General features: G+C 34.7%; 10 protein-coding genes. 2 read left to right on the top strand and 8 right to left on the bottom strand.

All coding sequences use genetic code 11. The annotated features are described in order from the left end of the window. Positions 1–178 precede the first annotated feature (178 nt). Positions 179–1282, top strand: a complete 1104-nt coding sequence (gene ispG, locus CD118_RS06120) for a flavodoxin-dependent (E)-4-hydroxy-3-methylbut-2-enyl-diphosphate synthase (protein ID WP_171839466.1) — start codon at positions 179–181, stop codon at positions 1280–1282. Between the two features lie 130 nt (positions 1283–1412). On the opposite strand, the gene CD118_RS06115 is transcribed toward ispG, so the two are convergent. From CD118_RS06115 to CD118_RS06095, 5 genes are all read right to left on the bottom strand, one after another. Next, positions 1413–1841, bottom strand: a complete 429-nt coding sequence (locus CD118_RS06115) for a Fur family transcriptional regulator (protein ID WP_050330800.1) — start codon at positions 1839–1841, stop codon at positions 1413–1415. After that, positions 1828–2691 (bottom strand): metal ABC transporter permease, encoded by an 864-nt coding sequence (locus CD118_RS06110; RefSeq protein ID WP_060829849.1) that lies wholly within the window; start codon positions 2689–2691, stop codon positions 1828–1830. Before CD118_RS06110 ends, CD118_RS06115 begins: the two co-directional genes overlap by 14 nt. Then, on the bottom strand, positions 2688–3458 hold the full coding sequence (locus CD118_RS06105; protein WP_050330798.1) for a metal ABC transporter ATP-binding protein: 771 nt from the start codon (positions 3456–3458) through the stop codon (positions 2688–2690). The genes CD118_RS06110 and CD118_RS06105 overlap by 4 nt, the downstream gene beginning before the upstream one ends. Positions 3459–3717: 259 nt before the next feature. Further along, the gene (locus CD118_RS06100; RefSeq protein WP_050330797.1) at positions 3718–4608 is read right to left on the bottom strand and encodes a deoxyribonuclease IV; all 891 of its coding nucleotides are present in this window, start codon (positions 4606–4608) and stop codon (positions 3718–3720) included. Positions 4609–4625: 17 nt separating this feature from the next. Continuing rightward, on the bottom strand, positions 4626–5966 hold the full coding sequence (locus tag CD118_RS06095) for a DEAD/DEAH box helicase (protein ID WP_103356393.1): 1341 nt from the start codon (positions 5964–5966) through the stop codon (positions 4626–4628). Positions 5967–6162: 196 nt separating this feature from the next. Here CD118_RS06095 and CD118_RS06090 point away from each other — a divergent pair, with 196 nt between their 5' ends. Continuing rightward, entirely contained in the window at positions 6163–7131 is a 969-nt protein-coding gene (locus CD118_RS06090; RefSeq protein WP_103356392.1) for a 4-hydroxy-3-methylbut-2-enyl diphosphate reductase, read from the top strand. Between the two features lie 128 nt (positions 7132–7259). On the opposite strand, the gene CD118_RS06085 is transcribed toward CD118_RS06090, so the two are convergent. The 3 genes from CD118_RS06085 to rpoD form a co-directional block, all read right to left on the bottom strand. Continuing rightward, positions 7260–8366: a Nif3-like dinuclear metal center hexameric protein gene (locus tag CD118_RS06085; protein WP_060829847.1), complete on the bottom strand. Its 1107-nt coding sequence runs from the start codon at positions 8364–8366 to the stop codon at positions 7260–7262. Further along, positions 8345–9040, bottom strand: a complete 696-nt coding sequence (locus tag CD118_RS06080) for a tRNA (adenine(22)-N(1))-methyltransferase (RefSeq protein ID WP_060829846.1) — start codon at positions 9038–9040, stop codon at positions 8345–8347. The genes CD118_RS06085 and CD118_RS06080 overlap by 22 nt, the downstream gene beginning before the upstream one ends. 225 nt (positions 9041–9265) lie before the next feature. Then, positions 9266–10375: an RNA polymerase sigma factor RpoD gene (gene rpoD / locus CD118_RS06075; protein ID WP_016425197.1), complete on the bottom strand. Its 1110-nt coding sequence runs from the start codon at positions 10373–10375 to the stop codon at positions 9266–9268. Positions 10376–10391: the final 16 nt, after the last annotated feature.

Raw genomic sequence — 10391 nt, 5'->3', positions numbered from 1 at the left:
CTAATGGTAAATATTCACTTTACAATGTTTATGAAAAATTTATGACATTCTCAATCTAATTGTTTTGAATATGCAGGTGGGCTTATTGTATAATATGAAATAACGTTGAATTAATCGCCTCTTAGAAGTGCATTTTCAAGTTAAAATTATTCATAAAGGAGTTCCTATTATGGCTGAAATTACACATCGTAAAAATACGCGCCCTGTTAAAGTCGGTAATTTAACAATTGGTGGTGCAGATGAAGTTGTTATTCAGAGTATGACAACGACGAAAACTCACGATGTAGAGGCAACAGTGGCTGAAATTAAACGCTTAGAGGAAGCAGGTTGTCAAATTGTACGTGTTGCATGTCCAAACGAAGAAGATGCGTACGCTATTAAAGATATTAAAGCACAAATTAATATCCCGCTTGTAGTAGATATCCATTTTAATTATAAATTAGCATTGATTGCGATTGAAAATGGTGCGGACAAAATCCGTATTAATCCAGGTAATATCGGAAGACGTGAAAAAGTAGAAGCTGTTGTGGAAGCTTGTAAAGAAAAAGGAATCCCAATTCGAATTGGTGTTAATGCGGGTTCTCTTGAAAAACATATTCTAAAAAAATATGGTTACCCTACTGCTGATGGTATGGTAGAAAGTGCATTACATCATATTAAAATTTTAGAGGATTTAGATTTTCATGACATTATCGTGTCAATGAAAGCGAGTGATGTTAATCTCGCAATTGAAGCTTATACAAAGGCTGCACAAGCATTTGATTACCCATTACATCTTGGTATTACAGAAAGTGGTACATTGTTTAATGGTACAGTTAAATCTTCTGCTGGTTTGGGTGCAATTTTATCTCTTGGTATTGGTAACACAATGAGAATTTCACTTTCAGCAGATCCAGTTGAAGAAGTTAAAGTTGCAAAGTCTTTATTAAAATCTTTTGGCTTAGCAAGCAATGCGGCAACTTTGATTGCATGTCCAACTTGTGGCCGTATCGAAATTGATTTAATTTCAATTGCAAATGAAGTAGAAGAATACATTGAGAAACTTCAAGTTCCTTTAAAAGTAGCAGTACTGGGTTGTGCCGTAAACGGTCCAGGTGAAGCGAGAGAAGCAGATATTGGTATTGCCGGCGCTCGTGGAGAAGGCTTGTTATTTATGAAAGGGAAAACAGTGAGAAAAGTACCTGAAGAAACAATGGTGGATGAATTAAAAATGGAAATTGATAAACTTGCTGCTGAATGGGAAGAAAACAAGAAAAAAGAAGCAACTGCAAATCAAAACTAGACATCACGTGTTTACCCTATTTTGCTGAACAAATATCAAAACCCGAACGTCAAAGAAAGCAAACGTTCGGGTTTTTACTATTTTTACAATACATTTCATTTTTTACTAAAGTAAATAGAGATCTCTCTAATTAAACAAGATGGTAGCCTTTTTGCTTACATTTTTCACACATACCGTAAACTTCTAATTTATGCATTTCAATGTCAACATTTGGTAGTTTTGCTTTGATTTCAGACATTGGACAAAAATCAATGACTTTTGTATCTCCGCATACTTTACAAATAAAATGGTGGTGATGATGAGAAGTGCATGCCGCACGAAACTTCATTTCTCCATCCATTTCTGTTCCTTCGATGATGCCTAAAGTTTTAAATAAGTGTAAGTTTCTATAAATTGTATCGAAAGATATACCTGGATAGTGCGCATTCATGTGTTGTTGGATGGTCTTAGCATTGATATATTTATCCTCATTAATAAACAGCTCAATCATATCTCTTCTTTTGTTCGTATATTTATGCCCATTATTTTTTAATATACGAATGGCTTCATTTGTTTTCATTCTCATTCACTCCTTTAAATTTTCTGACTACAAAGGACTGATAAAATAGCGTTAACATTAACATCATGACTAAAATAACAACAATAATACCACCAGGTGAGATATTTAAATAAAATGCAGTAACCAGCCCAATAATGACAGAAAACTCACCAATCGTGATACTTAAGAATATAAATTGCTTAAACCCTTTTGTCCAACGCATTGCAATTGCAACAGGAAGTGTAATTAGCGCACTAACAAGCAATACACCAATAACACGCATAGAAGCAGATATCACTAAAGCGACAATAACGATAAATAAAAATTGAATCCACTTTGGTATACCGATAACTTGGCTGTACTCTGTATCAAAAGAGAGTATAAATAGCTCTTTATAAAATAACATGATATATAATAACACTAATACCGTAATTGTAATAATTGTAAACAAATCACTCAGCGATACAGCACTAATAGAACCAAATAAAAGGCCTAAAAGTTCCTGGTTAAAGCCTTTGGCTAAAGATATAAATATCGCACTTAATCCAATACCTGTACTCATAATAATAGGTATAGCGATTTCAGAATAGTTTTTATAAGATGTTCTAAGTTTTTCAATTAACAACGCACCAATAATTGCAAAAATAATACCTGTCCATATCGGATTTATAAATGCAAATACTGATGAGACAGTTAACAAGTACATGCCGAATGATATCCCACCAAGAGTCACGTGACTTAAAGCATCTGCAATTAATGATAAACGTCTTACAACGATAAACGTACCGATTAATGGAGCAATAACCCCTATCAATATACCACTAATAAAAGAATACCTGATAAATTCAAAATTCAATAATGCATCAATCATACACAACAATCCCTATCATGTTTATGGTCTACAAATTTAATGGGGTGGCCATAAATTTTAGAAATTTCAACTTCATCAAGTGATTTGAATTCACTTGTTGCCCCATGGAAGTGCAAATGTTTATTTAAACAAGCCACTTCAGTTGCTGTATCAACAACAACACCAATATCGTGTGTTACTAAAATAATTGTAACGCCTTCTTTTTTGAGGTGATCTAACGTCTCATAAAATTCACCGACATGTTTCGCATCTATACCATTAGTTGGCTCATCTAATACAAGTACAGAAGGTTCAGAGACAAGTGCTCGTGCAATTAATACACGTTGCTGTTGCCCTCCAGATAATTGTGCAATATTTTTATGTTTTAATTGCGATATATTCAATCGATTCAAGACCTGATCTACTTTCTGATCATCAGAGTTGCTAAACCATCTGAAAAGACGCTTTTTACGAGTTAAACCACTCAAAACGACTTCTTTTACAGTAGCTGGAAAACCAGATGTAACAGATGACGCTTTTTGTGAGACATAACTGATTTTATCGGTCGTCAATTTTTTGTGATATGACTCTCCATCAATAAGAATTTCGCCCTTTTGAATTGGCAAAATACCTAAAATTAATTTGAGCAACGTAGACTTACCCGCGCCATTAGGTCCAACAATTGCTAAAAATTCACCTTTATTGATACGAATGTTGATATTTTCTAATACTTTTTTATTGTCATAAAAAAAGTCTATTCCTTTTAATTCAAAGACTGGTTGTGGCATCTTTTCACCTCAATTTTCACCATATTGATTTAAAGCATACAATGTAAATAGTAATCTTTCCGACTTCGATTTATTATAACATTAAATACGCGATTTTTATAATGTAAAAATTTAGTACTAATTCAATCAAAATTTAAAGGAGTGAGACTAAAAAATTAGCGCTCACCCCTATTTGTGCAACTTGTATATCTCAAGTGCACTTTTGAATTTAGATAACTGACACAATATGCCAGTTCAAAAAATCATTCTGAGCTATAGATTAAACTGACATAATCTTATTTTTCATTTCAGGATCGAATTTGTTGTTTTTGAAAGCTTCTATTTCATAACGATAAGGAGGTTTTTTATTTTTCTTATCTTCCCCAACGTATGGCGTTTCTAAAATTTTAGGAATATCCTTAAATTGATCATGATGTACGACATAATTGAGTGCATCAAATCCGATATGACCAAAACCAATGTTTTCATGTCGATCTTTATGAGCTGAAATTGGGTTTTTACTATCATTCACATGGACGACTTTAATACGGTCTACCCCTATAATACGGTCAAATTCGTCTAAAACACCATCAAAATCATGAACGACATCATATCCTGCATCGTGAATATGGCATGTATCTAAGCAAACAGAAAGTCGTTCATTGTGTGTAACACCATCAATAATTTGAGCGAGTTCTTCAAAAGTTCGGCCCACCTCTGAACCTTTTCCAGCCATTGTTTCAAGCGCTATTCTAACATCGTTTTGGTTGGTTAAGACTTCATTAAGTCCCTCAATAATTTTTTTAATACCGACTTCAGGACCAGCACCAACATGCGCACCTGGATGTAAGACGATATCTTTGGCTCCAATTGCCTCTGTACGCTCAATTTCATTCTGCAAGAAATTTACACCTAGTTCAAAGACTTCTGGTTTGTTCGTATTAGCAATATTAATAATGTAGGGTGCATGTACAACAATATTTGATAAACCATATTTTTCCATTGTTGCTTTACCGTTTTCGATATTAAGATCTTCTATCGCTTTGCGACGTGTATTTTGGGGTGCTCCAGTATAAATCATAAATGTTGAAGCCCCGTATTGATGTGCCTCTTCAGCGGATGCTTGTAACATTTTTTTACCACTCATTGAGACGTGAGAACCTATTAACATAATTATCCTGTCCTTTTTTATCTTTTATTCTTTCGAGCTTGTCGTTTTTTACTTCTGCTAAACTGTCTTTTTTCTTGGCGTTTTATCTGTTCAAGCTCTTGCTTATATTTTTTCTTATACCCTGGTTTAACTTTTTTCTTATTATTACGTTTCACTTTATGTTTTACTTGTTGCGTAATGTGATCATCTTGTTTTTGACGTAGTTTTCTCGTATTGTGAGCTTTGATAGGTTTTAATTCACCATTTTTAATATCTACATTTTCAAACTGATATCCTTTTTGTTCAATTAAATGAATCAGTTCTTCTTCTTCAGGTGTATAAAGTGTAATTGCAATGCCCTTATAATTACCGCGTCCCGTTCTGCCAACACGATGTGTAAAGAAGTCAATGTCTTTAGGTACATCAAAATTAATGACGTGACTGACCCCTTCAATGTCGATTCCTCTTGAAGCTAAATCACTTGCAATCACATATTGATAATCTAAGTTTCGGATTCGCTTCATTTGTTGTTTACGTTCGCGTGGAGACAAGCCACCATGAATCATACCTACTTGAATGCCCCGTTGCTGTATCTCATTTGCGAGCGCATCCGCACTGTCTCTACTATTACAAAATATAATTGCGAGATATGGATTTAAAAGTTCAATTAGTGAAACGGTTTTATCTATCTTTTGTGCGCCTTTTGTAGGAATAAGGAAGAATTCAATACTCTTTTTATTTTTCGATTCACTCTTAACTTCGATAAATTCTGGTTGCTCTAAATATTTATTTAAAAATGGATATAATGTCTTAGGAATTGTTGCACTAAAAACAGCCATTTTTGCTTGTTCATCAAGTTTAGACGCGATTTGATCCACGTCTTCGATGAGACCTAAATCAATCATTAAATCAGCTTCATCTACAACTAAATAGTTTGCTAAATGAACATGTAACGCACCCGATTTAGCGAGATCGTTTATGCGCGTTGGTGTACCAATCACCAATTGGGGTTGAACCGTAGTCTTTTGTTTGTCTTTTTCAAAATCAGTTCCACCAATAAATAAGCTTACTTTTACATTCTTTTTAAATTGACTAAGGTGTTGCGCAGCTTGGTAAAGTTGCGTTGCTAACTCACGTGTTGGTGCAACGATAATGGCTTGTGGTTCCTCGTATGTGGGATCAATTTGTTGGAATAACGGTAAAAGAAATGCATGAGATTTCCCTGTACCCGTTTGTGATTGACCAATCAGATTTACACGTTTCATTATTTTTGGAATCACACGTTGTTGTATTTCAGTGGGTTGTTTAAAATTTAATGATTTAATTGCTTCAATTAAGTTTGAATCAAAACGAAATTGGTCAAATGGATGATTTGCCATGATTTGGCCTCCTTAAAGATTCGTCTCTATATTATAAATGAAATCATGTTTAATGAAAATAAGCAAAGTGCATGTTTTTAAATATGATTTTTACATTTGTAGTTGTGAGACTAAATCTAGATTTTATTTGTATTTTAATTTTAAAAGTACGGTGTTACTGATATAATGATGTATCGAAGGAGGTTCGTGTATAAAAATGGAAATTATTAAGATTACCCCTCGTGGTTATTGTTATGGTGTTGTCGATGCGATGGTGATTGCTAGAAATGCTTCGCTTGACCCTAATTTACCACGGCCTATCTATATACTTGGTATGATTGTTCATAACAAGCATGTAACGGATGCTTTTGAAACGGATGGTATTATCACATTAGACGGACCAAATCGATTAGAGATTTTAGAACAGATTTCAGAAGGTACTGTTATTTTCACTGCACATGGTGTTTCACCAGAAGTGAAAAAACGTGCTAAAGCTAAGGGACTAACATGCATTGATGCCACATGCCCAGATGTTGAGAATACACACGCTTTGATTAGAGAGAAAAAGGCAAGTGGCTATCATGTCATATATATTGGTAAAAAAGGTCATCCTGAGCCAGAAGGTGCTGTCGGTGTTGCACCAGATATTGTTTATCTTGTTGAAACGAAAGAAGATGTAGAAGCTTTACCAGATACACTCAATGATTATCCTTTGATTGTGACCAACCAAACAACGATGTCTCAATGGGATGTTTTACATTTAATGGAGGATTTACAAGAGAAGTTCCCACACATTGAACAACATAAAGAGATATGTCAAGCGACGCAAGTGAGACAAGAAGCAGTTGCTGAGCAAGCTGGTGCAGCTGACCTACTAATTGTTGTCGGTGATCCAAAAAGTAATAATTCTAATCGCCTTGCACAAGTTTCTAAAGATATCGCACATACGCAATCATATCGAATTGCAGACATTTCACAACTTAAACTTGAATGGCTTAAAGGTGTTGAGACTGTAGCTGTTACTGCAGGGGCTTCGACGCCAACGCCAATTGTAAAAGAAGTGATTAACTTCTTGAAAGATTACGATTCAATGAATCCTGAAACTCATACAACTCACTCTAATGTGCCTGTTGAGAAAATTCTACCTAAAATTAAAAAAGCTAAACCTGTTAAAATTATGGAATAACATATAAAAGTCGAAGCAGTTTGATACAATTGCTTCGACTTTTGCTTTAGTAAAAATAGATTTTAATTGACCATTAGCTAACTTTTCAGCTTTTGTTTGTGAATTTTATAAGATTTTTACACTATCTTTTATAAATAATCGTAAGGATCGGTATTGCGTGCGGAGGCTTCAATTTTGAATGAATGTTCCAGTTCTGGCTCTAACCAATTTCTTAACAAATGAACGAGCCCTTCTTTCATTACATATTCACTATAATGGTTAATATCTAATAAGTTGATACCTGCTATTTTTGCATCTAATGCATCATGATGTTTAATATCTCCTGTTATAAAAAGGTCCGCACCAGATTGCTGTGCTTGCACCTCATAGCCCATTCCAGATCCACCAATAATTGCAACGCGTTGAATTGAAGCGTTAATATCTCCAATAAATCTTACACTTGGCATTTGTAAAGCATTTTTAACCTGATTGACGAAGGAATTGACCGTCATTTTATGTTCAAGATTTCCGATCATCCCCAGACCATGATGAGATGTTCGTGTCATTTGAATGACATCATAGACGGGTGTTTCGTACGGGTGGTATTGATGAATTAATGCTTCTGCTAGAGAACGTTGATGAGATTGAATCATAAATTCAATTTTTTGTTCTTGCACCGTCTCAACTCTACCAATTTCACCAATATGAGGATTTGCGTTTTCTAAAGGCTTAAATTGCCCCTTTCCATTTGTATTAAAGAAACAGTACGCATATTCTCCCTCTTGGGCAAGACCATGCTGTGATAAAGTATCTTTAAAAGCCTCAGCATTTTCTTCAGGAATATATATTTGAATTTTATAATAATGCTCTTTTTCTTTGTTAAGAAGTTCGAAATCTTTTAGACCAATCTTTTCAGCAAGCATGGCATTTACGCCTTCAGGATGAACGTCTAAATTGGTATGCAATGCAATTAAATTAATGTTATTTTGAATTAAGCGGTATATAATTGACCCATATGCATCATCATCAATAATTTGTTTGATGCCTTTAAATATAAGAGGATGATGCGCAATGATGGTGTTTATATTCTTTTCTATAGCTTCATCGACAATTTCACCCGTACAATCAAGCGCGGTTAAGATACCTGTAACTTCACTCTCTTTATTGCCAATTAATAAACCTACATTATCCCATGATTCAGCAGTATGGAATGGGACATTTTTATTTAAAATTTCTAAAAGCTTTTTGAGTTGCATTGTGGTAACACCTCTTTTATGTCACTTTCTAAATTGTTTATCTCGTTCCAACGTTGCTTATGCTTTTCAGGATTGAGATTTTTCTTAATGTCCGATAATGCCTCTAACTCTCTTTCCCACTTTTCAATAAATAAATCATTGGGTGATGGGTGTAAAAATGGACCAAATTTTAAATCTCGTTCAGACAGCTGCATTTTACCGGGATCCGCAACAATGATTTCATAAATATGCGCACGCTCTTTCAATAATGTTTCTGTAGTAATTTGATAGCCATTTTTTTGTAAAAATTCGCGTATAGGCTGACTTTGAATATTAGACTGCAAAACTAATCTCGGTTGATTTTGAATGTATGCGGCACCTTGTTTTAAAATTCGAGCAATCAATGGTCCGCCCATGCCACATATCGCCACGGTATCTATCTTGTCGTTCTCAGTTAGAATAGTTAACCCATCTCCAAGGCGCACATCAATTTTAGATTGATAGCCGTGAAGCTGTACACTTTTCACAGCAGATTGATATGGTCCTTTAATGACTTCTCCTGCAATAGCATGATCTATCAAACCATTTTCAATACAAAACATAGGTAAAAAAGCGTGATCTGAGCCAATATCAGCAAGGACATCACCGGTAACATATTCACTGACCTTTTTTAGTCGTTTATTTATTGGAATGATAGTAATCCCTCCTCTATGTAAAATGCTAAATAAAATGACGTATCAATTAGATGTTGATACAAAAAAAGAGTGGGATAGAAATCTAAACTGAATTTAAATTTCATAGTCCCACCTTAACAAGGCTGACTAAAGCATTAATATCTTTTTAAGTCGTATGAAGCACTTTAGTCGAATTTGAAATAAAGCCTTTATTCATCTATCCCATTATTATATGCGCTTTTAGTCTTAGTCCATGAAATCTTTCAAACGTTTACTGCGACTTGGGTGTCTAAGTTTACGTAAAGCTTTAGCTTCAATTTGACGAATTCGTTCACGTGTCACACCAAATACTTTACCGACTTCTTCTAATGTACGTGTTCGTCCATCATCAAGACCAAAACGTAAACGAAGTACATTTTCTTCACGGTCTGTTAAAGTATCAAGGACATCTTCTAATTGTTCCTTTAATAATTCATACGCTGCATGATCAGAAGGGCTTTGAGCTTCTTGATCTTCTATGAAATCACCTAAATGGCTGTCATCTTCTTCACCAATAGGTGTCTCTAAAGACACAGGTTCCTGTGCAATTTTTAAAATCTCACGTACTTTTTCAGGAGGTAAATCCATTTCCTCACCAATTTCTTCAGGTGCTGGATCACGACCAAGGTCTTGTAATAATTGACGTTGTACGCGGATTAATTTATTGATTGTCTCTACCATATGAACAGGAATACGAATTGTTCGCGCTTGGTCGGCAATTGCACGTGTAATCGCTTGTCTAATCCACCATGTAGCATACGTAGAAAATTTGAATCCTTTACTAAAATCGAATTTTTCTACCGCTTTGATTAAACCCATGTTACCTTCTTGAATTAAGTCAAGAAATAACATGCCACGTCCGACGTAGCGTTTTGCAATACTTACAACAAGACGCAAATTCGCTTCAGCTAAGCGTGCTTTCGCCACTTCGTCACCTTGCTCAATACGTTTCGCTAATTCTATTTCCTCTTGTGCACTCAAAAGATCCACACGACCAATTTCTTTCAAGTACATTCTTACAGGGTCATTAATTTTAACCCCTGGTGGTGCACTCAGGTCGCCAGGATTTAATTTATCATCTGTATCTGAACTATCTTTTTCATTTACAAGTTGGATGTCATTATCATTGATCATATCGAAAAATTCATCCATTTGGTCAGAATCCATATCAAAGTTTTGTAATTTATCTGCTACCTCTTCATGGCTTAGATGACCTTCTTTTTTACCTTTTTCAATAAGTTGTTTTTTTACATCTTCTAATGTGAGTGTCGGATCAATGGTTTCTTTTTTTATTACTTTTACCTGGTTATCTGACATAAAAAGGCCTCCCGAA

The sequence above is a fragment of the Staphylococcus coagulans genome (assembly GCF_002901995.1).
Classification (GTDB): Bacteria; Bacillota; Bacilli; order Staphylococcales; family Staphylococcaceae; genus Staphylococcus; species Staphylococcus coagulans.
The sequence above is the reverse complement of the archived record's forward strand: the minus strand, read 5'-3'. Positions and strand labels throughout refer to the sequence as shown.